The 21,469-nt window shown below is 70.0% G+C and carries 15 protein-coding genes; 5 read left to right on the top strand and 10 right to left on the bottom strand.

Annotation, left to right across the window (positions count from 1 at the left end):
- Positions 1-131: 131 nt before the first annotated feature.
- Positions 132-2,117: a DUF1996 domain-containing protein gene (locus ACQPWZ_RS30060; RefSeq protein WP_433572889.1), complete on the bottom strand. Its 1,986-nt coding sequence runs from the start codon at positions 2,115-2,117 to the stop codon at positions 132-134.
- 234 nt (positions 2,118-2,351) lie between these two features.
- Here ACQPWZ_RS30060 and ACQPWZ_RS30055 point away from each other — a divergent pair, with 234 nt between their 5' ends.
- On the top strand, positions 2,352-3,659 hold the full coding sequence (locus ACQPWZ_RS30055) for a DUF2254 domain-containing protein (protein WP_433572888.1): 1,308 nt from the start codon (positions 2,352-2,354) through the stop codon (positions 3,657-3,659).
- 206 nt (positions 3,660-3,865) lie between these two features.
- Here ACQPWZ_RS30055 and ACQPWZ_RS30050 read toward each other — a convergent pair whose 3' ends face one another.
- The 3 genes from ACQPWZ_RS30050 to sucC all read right to left on the bottom strand — a co-directional run bounded on the left by ACQPWZ_RS30050 (position 3,866) and on the right by sucC (position 7,592).
- Entirely contained in the window at positions 3,866-5,434 is a 1,569-nt protein-coding gene (locus ACQPWZ_RS30050; protein ID WP_433572887.1) for an aldehyde dehydrogenase family protein, read from the bottom strand.
- A gap of 125 nt (positions 5,435-5,559) precedes the next feature.
- Complete coding sequence (gene sucD, locus ACQPWZ_RS30045) at positions 5,560-6,447, bottom strand: succinate--CoA ligase subunit alpha (RefSeq protein WP_327678558.1); 888 nt, start codon at positions 6,445-6,447, stop codon at positions 5,560-5,562.
- An 11-nt stretch (positions 6,448-6,458) separates the two neighbouring features.
- A complete protein-coding gene (gene sucC, locus ACQPWZ_RS30040; RefSeq protein WP_340476395.1) occupies positions 6,459-7,592 on the bottom strand; it encodes an ADP-forming succinate--CoA ligase subunit beta in 1,134 nt (377 codons plus the stop codon).
- Between the two features lie 159 nt (positions 7,593-7,751).
- On the opposite strand from sucC, the gene ACQPWZ_RS30035 reads away from it, so the two are divergent.
- From ACQPWZ_RS30035 to ACQPWZ_RS30020, 4 genes are all read left to right on the top strand, one after another.
- The gene (locus tag ACQPWZ_RS30035; RefSeq protein WP_356703858.1) at positions 7,752-9,446 is read left to right on the top strand and encodes a thiamine pyrophosphate-binding protein; all 1,695 of its coding nucleotides are present in this window, start codon (positions 7,752-7,754) and stop codon (positions 9,444-9,446) included.
- A gap of 12 nt (positions 9,447-9,458) precedes the next feature.
- The gene (frc, locus tag ACQPWZ_RS30030) at positions 9,459-10,697 is read left to right on the top strand and encodes a formyl-CoA transferase (RefSeq protein WP_340476394.1); all 1,239 of its coding nucleotides are present in this window, start codon (positions 9,459-9,461) and stop codon (positions 10,695-10,697) included.
- 2 nt (positions 10,698-10,699) lie between these two features.
- Positions 10,700-12,853, top strand: coding sequence for an acetate--CoA ligase family protein (locus tag ACQPWZ_RS30025; RefSeq protein WP_433572886.1), 2,154 nt, complete (start codon positions 10,700-10,702; stop codon positions 12,851-12,853).
- Positions 12,854-12,935: 82 nt separating this feature from the next.
- Positions 12,936-14,324, top strand: a complete 1,389-nt coding sequence (locus ACQPWZ_RS30020) for an OFA family MFS transporter (protein WP_433572885.1) — start codon at positions 12,936-12,938, stop codon at positions 14,322-14,324.
- Positions 14,325-14,507: 183 nt separating this feature from the next.
- Here the strand turns inward: ACQPWZ_RS30020 and ACQPWZ_RS30015 are convergent, their stop codons facing one another.
- From ACQPWZ_RS30015 to ACQPWZ_RS29990, 6 genes are read right to left on the bottom strand one after another with little or no spacing between them, the layout of a single operon-like run.
- On the bottom strand, positions 14,508-15,950 hold the full coding sequence (locus ACQPWZ_RS30015; RefSeq protein WP_433572884.1) for an NADase-type glycan-binding domain-containing protein: 1,443 nt from the start codon (positions 15,948-15,950) through the stop codon (positions 14,508-14,510).
- On the bottom strand, positions 15,947-16,504 hold the full coding sequence (locus ACQPWZ_RS30010) for a phage tail protein (protein WP_340476390.1): 558 nt from the start codon (positions 16,502-16,504) through the stop codon (positions 15,947-15,949). Before ACQPWZ_RS30010 ends, ACQPWZ_RS30015 begins: the two co-directional genes overlap by 4 nt.
- A complete protein-coding gene (locus tag ACQPWZ_RS30005) occupies positions 16,501-18,459 on the bottom strand; it encodes a putative baseplate assembly protein (RefSeq protein WP_433572883.1) in 1,959 nt (652 codons plus the stop codon). The genes ACQPWZ_RS30010 and ACQPWZ_RS30005 overlap by 4 nt, the downstream gene beginning before the upstream one ends.
- A complete protein-coding gene (locus ACQPWZ_RS30000; RefSeq protein ID WP_340476388.1) occupies positions 18,459-18,884 on the bottom strand; it encodes a GPW/gp25 family protein in 426 nt (141 codons plus the stop codon). The genes ACQPWZ_RS30005 and ACQPWZ_RS30000 overlap by 1 nt, the downstream gene beginning before the upstream one ends.
- Positions 18,884-20,746 carry a VgrG-related protein gene (locus ACQPWZ_RS29995; RefSeq protein ID WP_356703851.1) on the bottom strand — a complete coding sequence of 621 codons (1,863 nt, stop codon included), beginning with the start codon at positions 20,744-20,746 and terminating at the stop codon, positions 18,884-18,886. The genes ACQPWZ_RS30000 and ACQPWZ_RS29995 overlap by 1 nt, the downstream gene beginning before the upstream one ends.
- Complete coding sequence (locus ACQPWZ_RS29990; RefSeq protein ID WP_383236787.1) at positions 20,746-21,468, bottom strand: peptidase M23; 723 nt, start codon at positions 21,466-21,468, stop codon at positions 20,746-20,748. Before ACQPWZ_RS29990 ends, ACQPWZ_RS29995 begins: the two co-directional genes overlap by 1 nt.
- Position 21,469 lies beyond the last annotated feature (1 nt).

Genomic DNA, 21,469 nt, shown 5'->3' with positions numbered 1-21,469 from the left:
GGGGCGGTTCGCCGTGCGGGCCGGCGCTTCCCGGTTCAACGCGCACCGGCTCGCACCACCTCACGGTGGTGCGAGCCGGTGTCCTTCAGCTCCTCGGGGCGGACCGCCTGATCAGCCCGCCGCGTCGGGGCTCAGAGGTGACGTGCGTTTCCTCCTCTGCCGCGTACCCGCAGGAGCACGACTCCGGCGACCAGCAGGAGCGCGCCGGCCGCGAGCGGCCACATGCGGGCGCCCGTGTCGGCGAGGCCGCCCTGCGGGGCCGCCGCATTGGCGGCCTGGGCCGGGGTGTTGTACGCCCTCGGCGGGGTTACTTCCTGGGTGGCCGCCTTCAGAACCTGCTGCTTCGGCTCCGCGGGCACGCCGGCCTCGGGCTCTGCTGCTCCCGGGGCGGTCTCGCCGGGCGGGGGCGTCCTCGCGGGCTGCTGCTGCTCCTCGTTCTCCTCTGCCGGCTTGCTCGGCGCGGCGGGCGTCTCGTCGGGGCCGGTCGTGTCGTCGGGCTTCGGGGCGGCGCCGCCCTCGTCCGGCTTGTCCGTCTCCTCGGGAGCCGGAGGCGCTTCGACCGAATTGCTGGGCTCGGGTGCCTGCGACTCGTCCGGCTCGGGGGCCTTCGTCTCGTCCGGCTCGGGGGCCTTCGTCTCGTCCGGCTTCGGGGCCACCTCGCCCGGACCGCACTTCTGGCCGTTGTTGATGCAGTCGACGAGATCGTTCATCAGCTTCTCGTCGAAGACGTTGATGAAGTCGCCGTGGTCCGTGATCGGCTTGTGCAGCTGCTCGGGGAAGGAGTCGAGGGCGAAGCCGGGGCCCGGCGGGACGTCGTAGACGATCCGCTGCACCAGCTGGGGAATCGCCCGGAAGCCGTCAGCGCACTCGCCGTTCTCGTTCGCGAACGAGACATGCGTGCGGTGATTGGCGCTGTCGATGTTCTGACCGTCCCAGCAGCTCTGGAACTTGAAGGAGCGCACGACCTTGCTGCCCTCGGGGCAGATCGGGTACTTGTCCCTCAGCTGACGGTCCTCGAATCCGGTGCAGCTCCAGGAGGCGTTGGCATTCTTGTCACCGTTGGTCAGTGCCTTGGCGTCACCGGTGATGATGCGCAGGAACCGCGGCATCGCGGTGACCTTGCCGACCGGGCTGCCGACGAAGTTCAGCGTCACCTCGGAAGGCCGCTGGATCTCACCGATGTTCTGGTCCTTGCCGCCGCCGTCCGCATTGGCGTCGTTCTCGTTCTGACCGTTCTGCAGACGCAGCACCGGCCAGTAATAGGTCGACTTGTCACCCTGGTTCTGGCAGGTGGTGTCGCCATTGGCGAGATCGTCGTCGCTCGCGAAAGCGTCGTTCGCCTGGTTTCCGACGTAGTCGTGCATATGGTGCGCGCCATTGGCGACACCGGGGGCGACGATGACGTTGTCCGGGTTGAACTTGCCGTTCTCGTTCACCCCGCAGTCGGTGGCGAAAGCGCCGGTCGAGGCGTCATTGCCCGCCTGCGGCGCCTTGACGTTCGGCTGGATGGACTGGATGTCGGCGAAGTCGCTTTCCTCGGGCCCGTTGCCGACCTGGCCGCCGTTGTCCTGGCCACCGTCCTGACCGCCGTTGTCCTGACCCTGGTCCTGCCCGCCGTTGTCCTGACCCTGGTTGTTCCCGCCCTGGTCCTGACCGCCGTCCTGGCCCTGGTCCTGGTTGCCGTCCTGGTTGTCTCCCTGGTTCTGGTCGTTGCCGTCGTCACGCAGCGAACAGGGAGCGAGTTCGTCCATGCCCTGCGGCTTCTCGCCGCCTCGGCCGATCGCCGTCGCGATCCGGTCGATGCTCGCCTGACGCTTGTCCTTCAAGGGATTGAGAATCGCGTTCTCCGCCAACTGCGGATCACGCTGAATCTGTTCCTTCTGATCAGCGAACTTCGCGTACGCCTCGGTGATCTGGCTGTCCATCAGGGCCAGTTCGCGGTCGACCTCGGTCCGCGCCTCGACCGGAACACCCGGCAGTGCGTTGGCGACCTCGGGACACTCGATGGTGGAGGCGCCGGCGCTCAGCGTCCCGTCCTGGCCGGACGAGCTTCCTTCACCGGCAGAGGCGAAGGATCCGAACCCGATGAGGCCGCCCCCTCCCAGAATCAGTGCCACGGCGGCGACAGTCGCGCGCTGTGCACCTTTTGGACGTCTTCGCGTCATGCGTCTCACGGGAACTCCCAGGGCTTCACTGCTGGACCGGTTGATAAGAAGCGCTGCGCTCTATACGCGCGCGAGCTCCGTGGTGTTCAAACCTCGCCGGAAGTTTTTTCGACGCCGCCGAGAGTGCCTCGCCCTCGCACAGCGTGTATCCGCACGACCGCTCTTCGTGACGCTACCTTCGGCTTCGTGAATGATCGCACCAGTTACCGGCGCCCCCGCTTCCTCGCACCCCTGCGCGAGCATCTCCGTGACACCCTATGGTTTGCCCCCACCCTGGGACTGATCGGCTCCGTCGCCCTGTGGGTGGGCGTATCGGAGTTGGACTTCGCGCTCGTCCGCTATCTCCAGGACGCCGGGGAGTTCGAGGTGGTGGCCGACTTCACGTCGATCACCGACGAACTGCAGACCATCGTCACGACCATCAGTTCCGCGATGATGACCTTCATCGGTGTCGTGTTCAGTATTTCGCTGGTCGCCGTGCAGATGGCGAGCGGTCAGCTCACTCCCCGCGTCGTGCGGATCTTTGTGCGGAGCCGGATCAGCAAGGCGACGCTCACGGTGTTCCTGGGGACGTTCCTGTTCTCGTTGCTCGTGCTGACGTCGTACGAGAGCGAGTCCGATCCCAAGCTCGTGAAGTCCGTCCCGTTCGTCCAGAGCGCGTTGACCCTGTTCCTGGTGGGGGTGAGCCTGGTGCTCTTCATCGCGTACGTGAGTTCGACACTGCGCCTGATGCAGGTGGGGCCGGTGGCCGACCGCATCGCGCGGGAGTCGTTGCGGGAGGTGTTGCGGCAGCCGACCGGGGGGAAGGACGCCGTCGACATTCCCGCCGAGAGTGCCCGCATCTCGTATCACGGGCGGCCCGGTGTGCTGAGGGATGTGAACGTGGCGTGGCTCGTCCGGGTCGCCCGGCGGAACGGGATCGTCCTGCGCCTCATTCCGCGGGTCGGCGACTACGTCGTTCCCGGGACTCCCGTGCTGGCCGTGCACGGTGAAGCGGGCAGGGAGCTGAAGGCCGTGGGGCTCACGGCATCCGTCGGGACGGAGCGCGCGACGTCTCAGGACATCGGTTTCGGGCTGCGGCAGCTCTCGGACATCGCGTTGCGTGCGCTGTCGCCGGCGGTGAACGACCCGACGACGGCCGTGCAGTGTCTGGACCGGATCGTCCTGCTGCTCTCCACCATGGCGCGCCAGCCGCTCGGAAGGGCGTACCACCGCGATGCCAAGGGTGCGGTGCGGTTGGTGCAGGAGGTGCCCGGCTGGACCGATCTGGTGGATCTGGGGCTGGCCGAGATCCGTGGCGCGTCCATCGGCAGCCCGCAGGTCACCCGGCGGCTGATGGCCGCCCTCGACGATCTGATGCTGCTCACGTCCGCCGAGCGCAGGGAGCCGCTGCTGCGGCATCGCGAGCTGATGGCGCAGGCGGTGGCACGGGCCGTTCCCGAGGCGGCCGAGCGGGAGTTCGCACTCCGGCCCGACCGCCAGGGGATCGGCTAAGGGCTGTCCCGTAATCCCCGGTGGATCAGCGCGCGGCGTCAGATGCGGTGCATCGCAAGGCGAAGGGTCGTCCTCATACTGGGCGTATTCGGGCGATCCGACAACGCAGCGAGGGGCCGTAGCTGTCGTCGTGCGCCCGCCGGGGATTACGGGACAGCCCTTAGGGACACTCACGGCCTCACGGCCCAGGGGCGTACGGGAAACGGTCAGGGCATCAAGTGGTGGTCGGGGAAGTTGCCCGGCAGCCGCTCCCCCGCCGGACCGTCGGTGACCGCCCTGACGAGCAGCTCGCCGCCGACGAAGGCGCCCCGCCAGGAGCCGCCGAAACCGCCGAACAGTTCGTCGCGGTCGCCCCGCGAACGGGGCTTTCCATGGCCGGTCTTGAACGCCCGGATCTGCGGGGCCAGACGGTCGAAGGTCTGCGGGTCGTCGGTCGACAGGGTGGCGACCAGCGCGCCGTTGGAGGCGTTCATCGCCGCGAGCAGCTCCGCCTCGGTGTCAACCAGGACGATCGTGTCGACCGGGCCGAAGGGTTCGGCGTGGTGGAGCGGGGAGGAGCGCGGCGGCCCCAGAAGGGTGACCGGGGGCAGATAGGCGGAGGTGTCCTGGCCGGGCAGGAACGCACCCTCGTCGAGCGTTCCGCGGTGCAGCGGCACGGCACCCCGCCCGATGGCCTCGGTCACCTGGTCACCGAGTTCCTTGGCCTTGGCCGCGTTGATCAGCGGACCGAAGTCCAGTTGGGGCAGCGGGTCCGACGGGTTCTCCACGGCCAGGGGGTGGCCCGTACGGATGGAGCGTACGGCGGGGAGGTAGGCCGCCAGGAAGTCCGCGAACAGCTCCCGCTGGACCACGAACCGCGGGTAGGCGGTGCAGCGTTGCTTGCCGTAGTCGAAGAGTTTCGGGACGACCGCGGTGAGGGCGTCCCAGTCGCTGTGGTTCCAGATGCCCCAGGTGTTGAGGCCCTCCTGTTCGAGGATGTGGCGCTTGCCGAGGTCGGCGACGGCGGTGGCGATGTCGGCGCCGGTGTCGCGGCCGCCGACGAAGGAGACGCAGCCGATCTCCGGTGCGCGCACGAGTGCTTCCGAGAGCTGGCCGCCGCTGCCGCTGACCAGGGTGATGGGGAGCCCTTCCCGGGCGGCGAGCGCCGAGGCCAGGGTGAGGCAGGCGAGTCCGCCGTCGGTCGGGGTCTTCGCGATGACCGCGTTGCCGGCCAGGGCCTGGACGAGCATGGCGTGGACGAGGACGGACATCGGGTAGTTCCAGCTGGCGATGTTGGAGACCGGGCCGGCGAGCGGGCTGCGGCCGGTCAGCATGGGTTCGATGCCGTCGACGTACCAGCGCACTCCGTCGATCGCCCGGTCGACGTCGGCCTGCGCGAGCCGCCACGGCTTGCCGATCTCCCAGACCAGCAGCAGGGCGAGCAGTTCACGGTGTTCGGTCAGCGCGTCGAGAGCGGCCGAGACCCTGGCCCGGCGTTCGGCGACCGGAACATGGCGCCAGGCGCGGTGCTGGTCCAGCGAGGCTCGCACCGCCTGCTGGGCCGTCACCGCGTCGAGCCGCGGTGGGCCGGTGATCGGGCTGCCGTCCACCGGGCTGGTGGCGGGCAGCGGGTTGCCGTCGTGCTTCCAGCCGGCGGCCCAGAGGTTCAGCACCCGGTCGTCCCGGAAGGCCTCGGGGGCGGTGGTCAGGCAGCGCTGCCAGGCGTCCGACCAGGCGGTGCCGGGCTTCAGGGCGAGTGCGGGGGCGGGAGTGGGTGCGGTGAGGGTGGGTGCCATGAGGGTGGTCTCCGCTCGGAAGGGGGCGGGAGGGGCCGGGCAGGCGGCCGCGTGCGGTGGCACACACGCGGCCTCGGTGACCTGGGTGTCGACGGCCTCGGCAGACGGGGCCGTCGCCAAGGGCCTCAACGAGACTGTTCGAGGCGGTCGATGACGAGCCGTGAGGTCTCGGTCGGGGTGGCTCCGACGCGTACGCCGGCGGCTTCGAGTGCCTGCTTCTTGGCGAGCGCGGTGCCCGAGGAGCCGGAGACGATGGCGCCCGCATGCCCCATCGTCTTGCCCTCCGGCGCGGTGAAGCCGGCGATGTAGCCGACGACGGGCTTGGTGACGTGCTCGGCGATGTACGCGGCGGCTCGCTCCTCCGCGTCTCCGCCGATCTCCCCGATGAGCACGATCAGTTCGGTGTCCGGGTCGTTCTCGAAAGCGGCCAGGCAGTCGATGTGGGTGGTGCCGACGACGGGGTCGCCACCGATGCCGACCGCGGAGGAGAAGCCGATGTCCCGCAGTTCGTACATGAGTTGGTAGGTGAGGGTGCCGGACTTGGAGACGAGTCCGATGCGGCCCGGCTCGGTGGCGATGTCGGCGGGGATGATGCCGGCGTTGGACTGTCCGGGGCTGATGAGTCCGGGGCAGTTGGGGCCGACCACGCGGGTGCCGCGCTGCCTGGCGTAGGCGTGGAAGGCGACCGAGTCGTGCACGGGGATGCCTTCGGTGATGACCACGACGAGGGCGATCCCGGCGTCGGCTGCCTCGATCACGGCCGCCTTGGCGAACGGCGGCGGCACGAACACGACGCTGACATCGGCGCCGGTGGCCTCGACGGCCTGGCGCACGGTGCCGTGCACGGGGACGGCACGGTCGTCGAAGTCGACGACGGTACCGGCCTTGCGGGGGTTGACGCCGGCCACGATGTCGGTGCCGGACGCCAGCATGCGGCGAGTGTGCTTCATGCCCTCTGACCCGGTCATGCCCTGGACGAGGACCTTGCTCTCCTTGGTGAGGAAGATGGCCATGTCGTTTCCTCTCAGTGCGCGTTGGCGAGGTCGGCAGCCTGCTGGGCGGCGTCGTCCATGGTGGTGGCCTGCTGGACGAGGGGATGGGCCCGGTCGTCGAGGATGGCGCGGCCGCGGGCGGCGTTGTTGCCGTCGAGCCGCACGACGAGCGGCTTGGTGAGGGTCACCGTCTCCAGGGCCTGGACGATGCCGTCGGCGACGGCGTCGCAGGCGGTGATTCCGCCGAAGACATTGACCAGGACGCTGCTCACGGCCCGGTCGGACAGGATCACGGACAGGCCGTCGGCCATGACCTGGGCGGACGCACCGCCGCCGATGTCGAGGAAGTTGGCGGGCCGGGCGCCGCAGCCGGCGACGACGTCGAGGGTGGACATGACGAGGCCCGCGCCGTTGCCGATGATGCCGACCTCGCCGTCGAGTTTGACGTAGTTGAGGCCCTTGGCCGCTGCGGCGGCCTCCAGCGGGTCGCCGTGCGGATCGTCTTCGGACGCACCCCAACGGGCCTGCCGGAAGCGGGCGTTGTCGTCCAGGGTGACCTTGCCGTCGAGGGCGAGGATCGTGCCGTCGGTGGTCCGTACGAGGGGGTTGACCTCGACGAGGAGGGCGTCCTCGCGGACGAGGACCTGCCACAGACTCGTCAGGACGGGTGCGGTCTCGGCAGGCAGTCCGGCGGCCGCGGCGATCTCGGCGGCCTTGGCCGCGGTGACTCCTCGCTCGGGATCGACGGGGATACGGGCGACGGCCTCGGGCCGGGTGGCGGCGACCTCCTCGATGTCCATGCCGCCTTCGGCGGACGCGATGGCGAGGAAGGTGCCGGCCGCGCGGTCGAGGACGTAGGAGACGTAGAACTCGGCGTCGATGTCGACGGGTTGGGCCAGCATCACCGTGCGGACGGTGTGGCCCTTGATGTCCATGCCGAGGATCTGGCGGGCCGTCACCTCTGCCGCGGCCGCGTCGGCAGCGAGCTTGACACCGCCCGCCTTCCCGCGGCCGCCGGTCTTCACCTGGGCCTTCACGACGACCCGGCCGCCGAGCCGTTCGGCGGCCTCTCGTGCCTCGCGCGCCGTGTCCGCTGTTTCGGCATCCGGCACCGGGATGCCGTAGTCCGCGAAGAGATCCCTTGCTTGGTGCTCGTACAGATCCATGCCAACCCCTACTGCATCGATTTCACGAGTGAAAGTGCCGCACGCCCCCTGGACACCACCCACCGGATGCGGGATAACAAGCTTCATACAGTATTCGTCGACTGTATGCAATGTACTGGGACGCCGACCGACTCCCCTACGAAGGGACAGGACTTCGCCATGCCCGATGACAACAGCGGCAACAACCCGGAACTCATCTCAGGTGGTCATCTGGTCGCCAAGGCCCTCAAGGCCGAGGGCGTCGAGGTCATCTACACGCTGTGCGGCGGCCACATCATCGACATCTACGACGGCTGTGTCGACGAGGGCATCGAAGTCGTCGACGTACGCCATGAACAGGTGGCCGCGCACGCCGCCGACGGGTACGCCCGCATCACGGGCAAGCCCGGCTGCGCCGTGGTGACGGCCGGCCCCGGCACCACCGACGCGGTCACCGGTGTCGCCAACGCCTTCCGCGCCGAGTCCCCCATGCTGCTCATCGGCGGTCAGGGGGCGCACACCCAGCACAAGATGGGCTCGCTCCAGGACCTGCCGCACGTCGACATGATGACGCCGATCACCAAGTTCGCCGCGACCGTGCCGGACACGGCGCGTGCGGCCGACATGGTCTCGATGGCCTTCCGCGAGTGCTTCCACGGAGCGCCGGGCCCCTCCTTCCTGGAGATACCGCGCGATGTGCTGGACGCCCAGGTGCCGGTGGAGAAGGCCCGGGTGCCCAAGGCCGGGCAGTACCGGGCCTCGACGCGCCAGGCCGGTGACCCCGAGGCGGTGGAGAAGCTCGCCGATCTGCTGGTGCACGCGGAGAAGCCGGCGATTCTCCTGGGCAGCCAGGTGTGGACGACGCGCGCCACCGACGCGGCCGTCGAGCTCGTCCGCACCCTCAATGTGCCCGCCTATATGAACGGCGCCGGCCGCGGAACGCTGCCGCCCGGGGACCCGCACCACTTCCAGCTGTCACGGCGGTACGCGTTCTCCAACGCCGATGTCATCGTCATCGTCGGCACGCCCTTCGACTTCCGCATGGGGTACGGGAAGCGGCTCTCGCCGAACGCGACGGTCGTGCAGATCGACCTGGACTACCGCACGGTCGGCAAGAACCGGGACATCGACCTCGGCATCGTGGGCGACGCGGGACAGATCCTGAAGTCCGTCGCCGAATCGGTCACGGGACGGCTCAACGGCGGCGCGGTCAAGCGCAAGGCCTGGCTGGAGGAACTGCGCGCGGCCGAGCAGTCCGCGCTCGAGAAGCGGCTGCCCCAGCTGAAGTCGGACGCCTCCCCCATCCACCCGTACCGACTGGTCAGCGAGATCAACGACTTCCTCACCGAGGACTCGATCTACATCGGCGACGGCGGCGACATCGTCACCTTCTCCGGGCAGGTCGTGCAGCCCAAGTCGCCCGGCCACTGGATGGACCCGGGGCCGCTCGGCACGCTCGGTGTCGGTGTCCCGTTCGTGCTGGCGGCCAAGAAGGCACGGCCCGACAAGGAAGTCGTGGCGCTCTTCGGCGACGGCGCGTTCTCGCTCACCGGCTGGGACTTCGAGACCCTCGTCCGCTACAACCTGCCCTTCGTCGGGATCGTCGGCAACAACTCCTCGATGAACCAGATCCGCTACGGACAGGCGCAGAAGTACGGACTGGAGCGCGAGCGGGTCGGCAACACCCTCGGCGACGTCCACTACGACAAGTTCGCCCAGATGCTCGGCGGTTACGGCGAAGAGGTCCGCGACCCGGCCGACATCGCGCCGGCGCTGCGCCGCGCCCGTGAGTCCGGGCTGCCGTCGCTGATCAATGTCTGGGTCGACCCCGACGCGTACGCCCCCGGAACCATGAACCAGACCATGTACAAGTAGAGGAGCCCCCTCATGACCAAGGCTCTTGAGGGCGTGCGCGTCCTCGACATGACACATGTCCAGTCCGGTCCCTCGGCGACCCAGCTGCTGGGCTGGCTCGGCGCCGACGTGGTGAAGCTGGAAGCGCCGAGCGGCGACATCACCCGCAAGCAGCTCCGCGACCTGCCGGACGTCGACTCGCTCTACTTCACGATGCTCAACTGCAACAAGCGCAGCATCACGCTCAACACCAAGACGGAGCGCGGCAAGGAGATCCTCACCGAGCTCATCAGGCGCAGCGATGTGATGGTGGAGAACTTCGGCCCCGGAGCGGTGGACCGGATGGGGTTCACCTGGGACAGGATCCGGGAGATCAACCCGCGGATCGTCTACGCCTCGATCAAGGGCTTCGGCGACGGGCCGTACACCAACTTCAAAGCGTACGAGGTCGTGGCGCAGGCCATGGGCGGCTCGATGTCGACCACCGGTTTCGAGGAGGGTCCGCCGCTGGCGACCGGCGCGCAGATCGGCGACTCGGGCACCGGCGTCCACGCGGTCGCCGGCATCCTCGCCGCGCTGTTCCAGCGCGAGTCCACCGGCCGCGGGCAGCGGGTCAACGTCGCGATGCAGCACGCCGTGCTGAACCTGTGCCGGGTGAAGCTGCGGGACCAGCAGCGGCTCACGCACGGTCCGCTGGCGGAGTACCCGAACGCCCAGGACACGGCCGAGGCCGACGAGGTGCCGCGCAGCGGCAACGCGTCCGGCGGCGGACAGCCCGGCTGGGCGGTCAAGTGCGCGCCCGGCGGCCCGAACGACTATGTGTACGTCATCGTCCAGCCGGTGGGCTGGCGGCCGATGTCGGAGCTGATCGGACGGCCGGAACTGGCCGAGGACCCGGAGTGGTCGACGCCGGAGGCGCGGCTGCCGAAGCTGTCGAAGATGTTCCAGCTGATCGAGGAGTGGTCCTCGACGCTTCCGAAGTGGGAGGTGCTGGAGCGGCTGAACGCCCACAACATCCCCTGCGGTCCGATTCTGTCCACCAAGGAAATCATCGAGGACGCGTCGCTGGTCGCGAACGAGATGGTCGTCGAGGTGGCGCACCCGCAGCGCGGTTCGTTCACCACGGTCGGCAGTCCGCTCAAGCTGTCGGACTCCCCGGTGGACGTGGTCACCTCGCCGCTGCTCGGCGAGCACAACGAAGAGGTGTACGTCGGCGAGCTGGGCCTCGGCGACGAGGAGCTGCGGCTGCTGAAGACGAGTGGAGTGATCTAGTAGTGACGACGGCTCACGACGAGGGCAAGGAAGCGGTCCGGGCGCTGCTCGAGACCGTACGGGCCGAGGGGCGCAGCGCGCTCACGGCGCCGGAGGGCAAGACGGTCGCCGACGCGTACGGGATAGCCGTGCCGGGTGAGGCGCTGGCGCGGGACGTGGACGAGGCAGTGCTGTACGCGGACCGGCTCGGCGGCAAGGTGGTCCTGAAGATCGTCTCCCCCGACATCCTGCACAAGACGGATGCCGGCGGTGTCATCGTCGGTGTGCAGGGGGCGGCGGAGGTGCGCGCGGCCTTCTGCACGATCGTGGAGAGCGCCAAGGCGTACGCGCCGGACGCGCGCATCCACGGTGTGCAGGTGCAGCAACTGCTGCCGCCGGGCCAGGAGGTCATCGTCGGCGCGGTCACCGACCCGACGTTCGGCAAGGTCGTCGCCTTCGGGCTGGGCGGCGTCCTGGTGGAGGTGCTGAAGGACGTCACGTTCCGGCTGGCGCCGGTGACGGCGGACGAGGCGACGTCGATGCTGGACTCGATCCGCGCGGCCGAGATCCTGCGGGGTGTGCGCGGTGCGCCGGCGGTGGACCGCTGGGCACTGGCGGAGCAGATCCGCCGGGTGTCCCAACTGGTCAGCGACTTCCCGGAGATCGCGGAGGTCGACCTCAACCCCGTGATCGCGACGCCGGACGGGGCCGTGGCCGCGGACATCCGCGTGATCCTCGCCGACGAACAGCCGGTGGAGCGCCGTAAGTACAGCCGCGAGGAGATCCTGACGTCGATGCGGCGGCTGATGAAGCCGCAGTCGGTGACGGTGATCGGCGCGTCCAACGAGCAGGGCAAGATCGGCAATTCGGTCATGAGGAATCTGATCGACGGCGGTTTCTCGGGCGAAATCCATCCGGTGAACCCCAAGGCCGATGACATCCAGGGCCGCAAGGCGTACAAGAGCGTGATGGACGTGCCGGGTGAGCCCGATGTGGCGATTTTCGCGATCCCCGCGAAGTTCGTCGCGTCCGCGCTCGAGGAGGTCGGACGCAAGGGCATCCCGAATGCCGTGCTGATCCCTTCCGGGTTCGCCGAGACCGGTGAACACGCGCTCCAGGCCGAGATCGTGGAGATCGCGGAACGTCACGGCATCCGCCTGCTGGGCCCCAACATCTACGGCTACTACTCCACCTGGCAGGACCTGTGCGCCACGTTCTGCACGCCGTACGACGTCAAGGGCGGGGTGGCGCTGACCTCCCAGTCCGGCGGTATCGGCATGGCGATCCTGGGCTTCGCCCGGACCACGAAGACCGGCGTGTCCGCGATCGTCGGGCTCGGGAACAAGTCCGACCTCGACGAGGACGACCTGCTCACCTGGTTCGGCGAGGACCCCAACACCGACTGCATCGCCATGCACCTGGAGGACCTCAAGGACGGCCGGGCCTTCGTCGAGGCCGCGCGGGCGACCGTGCCGAAGAAGCCGGTCGTGGTCCTCAAGGCGGGCCGTACGGCGGCGGGCGCGAAAGCCGCCGGCTCGCACACCGGCGCCCTCGCGGGTGACGACGCGGTGTACGACGACATCCTGCGGCAGTCCGGTGTGATCCGGGCTCCCGGGCTGAACGAGATGCTGGAGTACGCGCGGGCGCTGCCGGTGCTGCCGACACCGACCGGCGACAACGTCGTGATCATCACGGGTGCCGGCGGTTCGGGTGTGCTGCTCTCCGACGCCATCGTCGACAACGGCCTGCAACTGATGGAGATCCCGGACGACCTGGACGCGGCCTTCAAGGCGTTCATCCCGCCGTTCGGCGCGGCAGGGAACCCGATCGACATCACAGGCGGTGAGCCGCCGTCGACGTACGAGGCCACCATCCGGCTGGGGCTCGAGGATCCGCGGATCCACGCGCTCGTCCTCGGTTACTGGCACACCATCGTCACTCCGCCGATGGTGTTCGCCGAACTCACGGCGCGAGTGGTCGAGGAGTTCCGCGCCCGGGGCATCGAGAAGCCGGTCGTGGCATCGCTCGCCGGTGATGTCGAGGTCGAGGAGGCGTGCCAGTACCTCTTCGAGCGAGGTGTTGTGGCGTACCCCTACACGACCGAGAAGCCGGTGGCGGCCCTCGGCGCGAAGTACCGCTGGGCCCGGGCGGCCGGTCTGTTGGGGGGCGGCCGATGAGCTGACCCCTCCCAAGCGAGTGCGAAAGGTATTGGACAGGGGGCGCTGGCCAGCTCTTTCGACGCAAGGGGTGCAAACCATCGTGACTACCACCGACATCTCGACACCCGTCGCCTTCAGGGAGGTGACGGACCGCAACGGCCGCGTGTACCGCCTCGGCGAGACCGATATCGACATCATGGGCCGTAAGCGCAAGTGGATGGTCATCCTGCCGTGGATCGGCATGATGGGCATCAGCTCGGCCGAGTACGCGTTCGCGTCGGCCGAGGACACACTGCACATCGCACACAGCTGGAACAGCGGGCACATCTTCTGGATGCTCGGTGTGTGGGTGTTCTTCCAGGCGGCGGTGGCCTTCCCCGCCGGAAAGCTCAGGGAGAGCGGCAGACTGCCCGCCCGCTGGGCGATGATGTTCGGCGCCGTCGGCACACTGCTGGGGTATGTGTCTCTCGCGTTCGCGCCGCATGTGATCGTCGCGTACATCGGGTTCGGCATGTTCAGCGGTATGGGCGCCGGCATGGTCTACGCGACCTGCGTGAACATGGTCGGCAAGTGGTACCCGGAACGCAAGGGAGGCAAGACCGGCTTCGTCAACGGCGGTTTCGCCTATGGTTCCGTGCCGTTCGTCTTCCTCTTCACCGGCTACATGGACCTGACGAACTTCCGCTGGGTGCTTGTCTCGGTCGGCCTCTTCCTGGCCGCGACCGTGGCCGTGGCCGGCTACTTCTTCCAGGACCCGCCGAAGAACTGGTGGCCCGCCGACGTCGACCCGCTGCGGCCGCCGGACGACCCCCGGGCCCGCCGCGCCCTGGCGATGAACCCGCCCGCCGTACGGCAGTACACCCCGAAGGAGGCCTGGCAGACCGGGCGGGTCGCGCTGATGTGGTTCTGCCTGCTGTGCACCTCGGGCGTGAACATCTTCGGCATCGCCTTCCAGGTCGACATCGGCAAGGAGGCCGGCTTCGCCGGCGGAATCGTCGCAACGGCCATGTCACTGAAGGCCATCGTCAACGGCACCGGCCGGGGGGTGATCGGCTGGCTGTCCGACCGCTACGGCCGCAAGCGGTGTCTGATCTTCGTCTGCGTCGTCCTCGGGCTGTCGCAGTACGGGATCCTGTGGTCCGCCGACATCGAGAACCTGCCGCTGTTCCTGATCTTCTCCAGCATCTCCGGGTTCGGCGGAGGCGCCATCTTCCCGATGTTCGCGGCGATGACGGCGGACTACTTCGGCGAGAACAACAACGCCTCCAACTACGGCCTGGTCTACAGCTCCAAGCTGGTGTCCGGGCTGCTGGGATCCGGCATGGGTGCCGTCGTGGTGCACAACTGGGGGCACAGCGGGGCGTTCACCCTCGCCGGTTCGATCTCGCTGTTCGCCGCGTTCATAGCCCTGTTCCTGACGCCACCGGGCCGGCCGAAATCCAAGAGTCTGACGGCCAATCCGATGCCGATCAGCCGGGACGGCGACTGAGCGGGCGGGTGACGAACGTGTCGCCGAGGGGGGCCGCCGCGACCGGATCGACCGGTCGCGGCGGCCCCCCTCGTCCGGGCGCACACCCTCTGCTCCCCCGCAGGCCCGGCAGTTCCGGGACGGCGAGGGCCTTCGGCGTCCCGGCCCTGGGAGTGTCACCGGACGAGACTTTGCGGACACGACCTAGGAGAGGCCGCTGCTCGACGGGCCGAAGAACTCGATCTCGGCGAGGGAGATCTGCTTGGTGCCCGAGGCTCCGTGTGCCGACTCCAGCGTGAAGCGCACCGCGGTGACCTCGCCGACGCGGAAGGGGCGCCGCTGGCCCCCGGCACTCTGGTCGAGGGTGAGGTACCGCGTCGTCGTGCTGCCGTCGGCGGTGGTGATCCGTGCCTCGACGCGGTGCGGGAGCGCGGACGAGGAGAGCTGGTCGGGGCGGGCCGAGACACCGGAGGTGATCACCAGATCCAGCAGTCGGGTCGGCCGGTCGAAGCGGGCCTCCACCCACTCGCCCTTGCCGGACTGCGAGACGCCCGGACCCCACCAGGTGTTGTTGAGCTTGTCGACCAGGAGCTGCGGGCCATGTCCGGGGTACGAGCGGGAGGCGGTGACCCGGTCCGGTGCGACCGGGGCCCGCTTGGCGAAGTGGTCGCGTGTCGCCCGTACGCCGTCGTCGGCGTTTACCACGGCGGTGATGAGCAGGGCGAGGACCAGCGCCGCCACCACCCAGTTGAGGACACGGCCGAAGCCCCGGCGCAGGCGCGGGCGGTCGCCGGCCCATGGGGTCTCGCCGTTGCGGGAGGCGAAGAGGCGGCGCCACCACGGCAGGTGGCCGGGAGTGGGCGGCCGCTCGGCCATGGGCATGGCGCAGCGGCCGCAGAAGTGCCGGTCCGGCCGGTTGGCGGTGGAGCACCAGGGGCAGCGCACTCCGCCGGTGGTTGCGTGGTCCGGTTCCGGGGCCCGGACCTGCGGACGGGCGGCGACCGGGCGGCCCGGCAGCACGGGCGCCACGGCCGGCTCCGCCGGAGCCCGGTGGTCGGGGTCCGCGACCGGTACGAGCAGGGACCTGGCGCGGTCGGACACCGCGTCCGGTGCGGGAGCAGGGTCGTGGGTGGCGGGTGGAGCGGGGTCGGGGGCGGCGGACGGCACGGGTCGGGTGGGGGCGGTGTCCGCGGTGGGGTCGGTGTCCGTTCGGCGTGCCGTGGTCCGTCCGCCTCCGTCGTGCGGGCTGTCGGTCCTCGGCTCGTGCGGATCGGCCGGAACCGGGTCGGTCGCGGCGGGTCCCGTGCCGTCGGACTGCGCGTGCGCGCGTGCGTCGGGTCCCCGCTCGCTGTCGGCGGTACCGGCCGTAGCGCCAGGGCCGCCCGGGGCCGAGGTCCGGGTCGCCGGGACACGGTCCGCCGCTTGGGCCGCCGCCCCGCCCTCGGCGCTGCGGGTCCGGTCCGGGGTGGCTGCCGTGGGCGCGGATGCTGCCACGGGTGCGGCGGACGCGGACGCTGACGCGGTCCAGCCGAGCACCGCGCCGCAGGAGTCGCAGAAGGACTGTCCGGGTTCCGCCCGGGTTCCGCACTCGGCGCAGCTCGGGACCGCTTCCCGTCCGGGTCCGGTGCCGGAGGTCTGGCTGGTCATCTCTCGGGGTTCCTTTCGGCAGCGATCACCTGGACCGCGTAGGGCATGTGGGCGGGCCGGGCGGCCGCCACGAGGCTGTCCAGACGGTGTTCGTCCGAGGGGGTCGGGTCGGGCAGCCGCAGCGTGACGTTCAGTCGCGGGCGGCGCTCGCCGGGGATCGGGCCGAGCGGGCGGGCGTCCCAGTCGGCGGCGCCGCTCTCGGTGATCTCGGGCTCCACGCCGAAGGCGAGCCGGATCGCCTCGGCGAGACCGCGGCGGGTACCGCGGACGCGGTGCAGATACGCCGCGGCGGCAACGGCCTCGCGCAGCCGGGTCTCCGGCTCCGTGCCGTCGGTTTCGGCTCCGACCCAGCCGCCGAGCCAGTGGGTGAAGTCCACCGGAGCGAGGGTGGGTGTGAAGTAGGAGTCCAGGCAGTCGAGGACGTTCAGGATCGGCGCGATCACCTCGTCGAGCCCGGCGACGAAGCGCTGCGCGAGGTCGTCGTCGGCGAAGACCGCGGGCAGCATCGCGCCGATCGGGGTGGAGGACTCCAGTCCGTCGACGGAGCCCCTCACGCCCCGTCCCCGATCACGCGGACCCGGTGGTCGAAGGAGAACACCAGGGAGGGCGGGGTGAGATCGATGCGGTTCGTGGCCTCGCCGCGCTTGCCGGTGAGGGGGTCGGCGGGGTGGAGCCGCACCTCGTCGACGAGTTCGACGCCGGGGACGCGCTGGAGGACGGCGAAGACCTCGCCGGACTGCACGGGGCGGCCGAAGGGCCAGCCCCGCCCGTCGGCGCCGCCGGTCAGCGGGTCGAGGTGGCGGTAGAGGGCGTCGTGCGCCTGGCGGCGGACCCGGTCGGTGTCGATGCCCCGGAACGCGTGCAGCGTCGCGACCACGGTGACGCCCTGGTAGAAGGGCGGGCCCACCGCCAGCCGGGTGCCGATCAGGCGGCGTTCGTCGAGGTACCGGGTGATGCGCCGCAGCAGCGCGTCGCCGGGCACCAGTTGCTCGAAGCGCAGCCGGCCACCGGGGTCCGGTACCGCCTGCGGGACCACCAACACCCGCACCGCGTACGCCCCGTGTTCTCCCTCGTCGCCCTCCAGGCAGGTGATGCGGGCCGTCTCGGGGGCGGCACGGCGGGCGAGTTCCTCGTAGTCGCGCAGGGTCACCGCCCGCTCCTGGGCGCGCAGGGTGATGGGCGCCCTGGTCTTCGCCTCCGCCACCGTCTCGCCGTCGACCCCGCCGCGCGCGGCCTCCCGGTTGACGACCTCGGAGACGTACGGGACGGAGGTGCGCAGCACCCGGACGGCCCCGCGGGCGACATTGCCGGCCCGGCCGCCTCCGGTGCGGTAGCGCAGGGCGCGGATGACGGCGCCCTTGGCGGGCACGGCCCCGTACTGGCGCAGGGTGCCGTCGGGTTCCCGGACCGCGGGGCCGAAGGCGATCTCGCCGGTGGCGGCGTCGAGCGTGATGTGCAGGTCGTGCGGGGCGGTGGCGGCGAACGACGGCACGACGTCCCAGTCGGCCCACCCGTCGCGCTCGGCGGTCTGGAGCAGCACCGGCGGGGTGTCACCGACCACGGGTGCGTGAGCGAGGCGCAGCCGCTGCCCGGGCAGGCCGGTGGACTCGCCGAGCGCCTCGTCGTACACGGACTCCGCGTGGACGGCGGTGGTGGTGCCGCCGATGGTGAACGCGTCCGCGGACCGTACGGTCGGGGAGGTCGTGTAGAAGGGCTGGTCGGGCAGGGGTTCGGTGACCCGGCAGCGCAGCCAGCCGGCTTCCTGGCCGCCGGTGCGGGACAGGGTGTGCCCGCCGGGGATGTGCAGGACGACCTCGCCCGGCCTGTTCAGTCCGCCGGTGCCGTCCCGGTCGACCTCGCAGACCGCCCAGCCGTCCTCGGTCCAGGCCTCCCAGACCAGCGGCGGCTGCCGCGGGTCGACGCCGACCCCGTCGACGCGGCTGTCCAGTTCCATCGCGAGCGCGCAGTGCGGTACGGCAGCGCTGAGACCGAGCAGCATGCAGTCACCGGGCCGGGGAGACTCGGCGAAGCACATCACGTCCTTGCCCTCGGCGAGGTCGGCGGTCCTGTCGGTGCGGACCTCACCGCTCTGCTGGACCGCGAGATTTCTCAACTCACACGGCACGACGGTCAGTTCGCGTTCGGTCGCGAACACGACGGCCTCTTCGCTCTCGGTGCGCCTGGTGGCGACCTCGGTGCCGACGGGCAGCAGGACGTGGTCCTCCTGCGGCGCGGACAGCCAGAACGTGACGTCGGTGCGGGCGGCCGAGGGCGGAAAGAGGGTGATGCCGACGAGGTCCAGGAAGGCCAGGTGGTTCTTCTCCGGCACCCGGTTGAGCCGGTAGACGATCTGGTCGGCCATGTGGGCGACCGTTTCCACGAGGGTGACACCGGGGTCGGAGACGTTGTGGTCCGTCCACTCGGGGGCGCGCTGCTGGATGTAGCGCTTGGCGTCGTCGACGAACTGCTGGAAGCGGCGGTCGTCGAGATTCGGGGAGGGCAGAGCCATCAGCGGTCGCTTTCGGGAGCCGGGTCCGGCTCGTCGTGGGAGGGGATGACATAGAACGGGAAGACCAGGCTGCGCGGGTTGTTGGTACCGCGGATCGAGTAGCGGACGTCGATGAAGAGCACGCCCTGCTCGGTGCCCGCGGTGACCTCGACGTCCTGCACCTCGATCCGCGGTTCCCAGCGGTCGAGGCCGGCGTACACCTCGTGCTGGATGCGGCCCGCGGTCGCCTCGTTGACCGGCGCGAACACCAGGTCGTGAATGGCGCAGCCGAACTCGGGGCGCATGGGCCGCTCGCCCGGGGCGGTGGCCAGGACGAGCCGGATCGCCTCCTCGATCTCGCGCTCTCCGCTGACCAGGGCGATGCCTCCGGTGGGCCCGATCCGCAGCGGGAACGCCCAGCCGGATCCGACGAACTGCTCGGCCATCAGATCACCGGCTTCCCGTTGGCGGTGACCAGGCCCAGCATGCGGATGAACGGGGACTGCACGTTCACACCGCCCGGTCCGGTCGTCCGGAGCTGCACACTGCCCGAGGGTCCGAGCGCCCCGAGGGCCAGGACCCCGGCGGTCGAGCTGACGTTGAGGGCGGACCGCGCCCGGATGTTCATGAGGCCGCCGCTCTTGATGGTGAGGGATTTGCCCGCCGAGAGGGTCAGGTCGTTGCCCGCCTCGACGGACACCGACGTGCCGCCGGTGATGGTGACGGCGCCCTTGCTGTCCACGGTGATCTCGGTTCGGGTGCGGTCGAGGTCGATGGTCAGCCGGTCGTTGCCGGTGACGATGCGCACCCCCTGCTTGCGGGCGCCGGTCTTCTGGCTGAGCAGGTCCACGCGGTTGCCCTGCCGGTCGGACAGGGTGTGCCGGATCGCCTGCTTCTTGAGCCCGTCGTGCAGCGGCACGTCCTTGACGACGGTCGGCTTGTCCCGGCCGTTGTAGAGCCCGCCGATGACGAAGGGGTGGTCGAGCGCGCCCCGGTCGAAGGCCACCAGCACCTCGTCGCCGACGTCCGCCGGAAAGACCCCGCCGCCGCCCGACCCGCCCAGCTGCACGGTGCGGGTCCAGTCACTGACGTACGCGTCGTCCAGCCACGGGAACTGCAGTTTCACCCGCCCCTGCTTCAGCGGGTCCTGTACGTCGGTGACCAGCGCGTTGGCCACACTCGGCAGCCGAGGGGCCGCCGTACCGCCGCCGGAGGTCAGACCGAACAGCGAGCGCCACTGCCGGCCGCTGACGGTCACCCACGTCTCGTAGTGACTGCCGTCGCCGAAGGTGTGCCGTACGGAGGTGACCGTGTACTTGCCCTCGAACGGTGTGCCCACCTCGGTGAGCGTGACGGGCACACCGGGACGCAGCTTGGGGTTGCCGCGCACCGTGACCTCGAGTTCGGCGAAGGAGGAGGTGATGTCGTCGGCGAGCGAGCCGGCGGCGAACCTCACCTCGGTCTGCCGGTCGTACGGGGTGTCGGTCTCGACCAGCTTGGCGGCCTTGAAGGCCGTGGCCGCCTTGCCGGGGGTGGTGCCGATGGCGATGCCCGGGTTGCTGCTCGCCTTCGCCAGCTCGACGATCTTCTTCTTGGTTCTGACGTCCCAGCCGCGCGCCTCGACCTTGTCGACCTGGTCGGCGGCGGTGACGGCGGCCCGGCAGCGCAGCACGTCGATGCCGCCCTGCAGCACGAACGGGCTCTTCTCGCCGGGCGTGCTCGTCGGGGGCGCCCCGGACGCCGGGTCCGGTTTCACGAACCGGAACTTCCCCTTGGGGTCCAGCGACATCACCATCTCGTTCTCGTCGGCGAGCCGCGCCAGGAAGTCCCAGTCCGTCACATTGGACTGGCTGACGAACTCGTAGACGCCCTTGGTGCCCTGGACCTCCCCGATCGGGATGCCGTTCGTGCCGGCCAGCTTCCGGGCGATGTCGGAGGCGGTCTGGTTGCGGTAGGCGGCCACTCTGCGCACGCGCATCAGACGGTGGCCGGGGTCGTAGCCGCGGATGACGGTGAAGGTGCCGGTGCCGTCGTAGTCGGTCTCCATGCCGGTGACCTCGCCGGTGAGCAGCGGGGACGCCGCGCCCTGGCCGTCGGAGACGGGGGCCAGGACCACCTTGGAGCCGAACCTGATGTTCAGTTTGCCGAGCAACTGCCCGTGCGGGTCACGGAAGGTGAGCCGGAACGCGCCGGGCACCCCGGCCCCGAGGTCGACCCAGCCGCCGACGAGCAGGTCGGCGTATTCGGGCGGCAGCTTCTTGCTGTCGATGGTGACGTGGATGACGTTGGAGAAGGAGGGCTTCACCATCAGAGTCCCACCTCCTCGGCGGCCGGGAGGACGAGTTCGATGCCGGTCGGCAGACGGGACGGGTCGTCGATGCCGTTGGCCTCGGCGATCGCCCGCCAGGCGGAGGCGTTGCCGTACTCGCGCCAGGCCAGTGACGGCAGCGAGTCGCCCGCGACGACCCGGTGCACGCTGCGCGCGGTCAGCGCGCCCGATGTCGGGTTCTGCCCCTTGGTCTTGGCGGGGATCTCGTGCAGCGACACCTGGCAGGTGGCACGGATCGGCACACCGGTCGTCCCGAACAGCGAGTAGGTGACGTCGACGGAGCTGACGTACGCGGTGAAGCGAGCGGTGGAGAAGGAGCCCCACTGGAACACCACCCACGGCGGCGAGGGCTGCTTGGCGGCGATGCTCTTGGCCGTCACCTCGCAGCAGTCGAGCAGAGACTCCACCTTCTTCAGTACCGATGTGCCGCTCGGCCTGCCGGACGAGTCCAGGAAGACCTCGACCGTCATCTCCCGGGGCTCGGGCCCCATGAACTCGGGGACCGTGCCGTCCCGTACGGCCGCCGCGGGCGTGGACTTCCACTGGGCGCGGCGGCTCAGCTGCAACTGAGCGGGGTTGAAGTCGAAGGTGAACGTCTTGATCAGAGCGCCCGGCGTGGTGCTGGTCCCGACGGGCGGCTCGTGGATGGCGAGCGTGGCGCGCACCAGGCTCTTGCCGGCGCCCTTTTTGCCCTGTGCCATG

The sequence above is a fragment of the Streptomyces sp. CA-251247 genome (assembly GCF_050952975.1).
GTDB classification, from domain to species: Bacteria; Actinomycetota; Actinomycetes; order Streptomycetales; family Streptomycetaceae; genus Streptomyces; species Streptomyces achmelvichensis.
This window is presented reverse-complemented; position numbering and strand designations above follow the sequence as displayed.

Excerpts from the sequence above, each read along its gene's own strand:
- ACQPWZ_RS30050 (WP_433572887.1), bottom strand. The coding sequence starts at position 5,434 with ATGGCACCCACCCTCACCGCACCCACTCCCGCCCCCGCACTCGCCCTG.
- sucD (WP_327678558.1), bottom strand. The coding sequence starts at position 6,447 with ATGGCCATCTTCCTCACCAAGGAGAGCAAGGTCCTCGTCCAGGGCATG.
- sucC (WP_340476395.1), bottom strand. The coding sequence starts at position 7,592 with ATGGATCTGTACGAGCACCAAGCAAGGGATCTCTTCGCGGACTACGGC.
- ACQPWZ_RS30035 (WP_356703858.1), top strand. The coding sequence starts at position 7,752 with ATGCCCGATGACAACAGCGGCAACAACCCGGAACTCATCTCAGGTGGT.
- frc (WP_340476394.1), top strand. The coding sequence starts at position 9,459 with ATGACCAAGGCTCTTGAGGGCGTGCGCGTCCTCGACATGACACATGTC.
- ACQPWZ_RS30015 (WP_433572884.1), bottom strand. The coding sequence starts at position 15,950 with ATGACCAGCCAGACCTCCGGCACCGGACCCGGACGGGAAGCGGTCCCG.
- ACQPWZ_RS30005 (WP_433572883.1), bottom strand. The coding sequence starts at position 18,459 with ATGGCTCTGCCCTCCCCGAATCTCGACGACCGCCGCTTCCAGCAGTTC.
- ACQPWZ_RS30000 (WP_340476388.1), bottom strand. The coding sequence starts at position 18,884 with ATGGCCGAGCAGTTCGTCGGATCCGGCTGGGCGTTCCCGCTGCGGATC.
- ACQPWZ_RS29995 (WP_356703851.1), bottom strand. The coding sequence starts at position 20,746 with ATGGTGAAGCCCTCCTTCTCCAACGTCATCCACGTCACCATCGACAGC.
- ACQPWZ_RS29990 (WP_383236787.1), bottom strand. The coding sequence starts at position 21,468 with ATGGCACAGGGCAAAAAGGGCGCCGGCAAGAGCCTGGTGCGCGCCACG.